Genomic DNA, 206 nt, shown 5'->3' on the forward strand with positions numbered 1-206 from the left:
GCAATAGCAGTCCGCCGATCGCCCGTCCCCGGATGGGGGTAATCGTTGCGCCTGCGCGGAGAAGGAGAACACCATGACGAAACCTGCCACCACCACGCAGGCCGGAGCCCCGATCGCGAGCGACACGCATTCGCTCACGGTCGGCGCCGACGGCCCCACCGTCCTGCACGATCACTACCTGGTCGAGAAGATCGCGGCCTTCAACC

Annotated in this window: 1 protein-coding gene; it reads left to right on the top strand. The window is 66.5% G+C overall.

Features of this window, described 5'->3' with window-relative positions:
• Positions 1 to 73 precede the first annotated feature (73 nt).
• A partial coding sequence (locus tag L687_RS42325; protein ID WP_152525835.1) for a catalase occupies positions 74 to 206 on the top strand: 133 nt, incomplete at its 3' end.

Origin of the sequence: Microbacterium maritypicum MF109, assembly GCF_000455825.1 — a bacterium.
Classification (GTDB): domain Bacteria; phylum Actinomycetota; class Actinomycetes; order Actinomycetales; family Microbacteriaceae; genus Microbacterium; species Microbacterium maritypicum_A.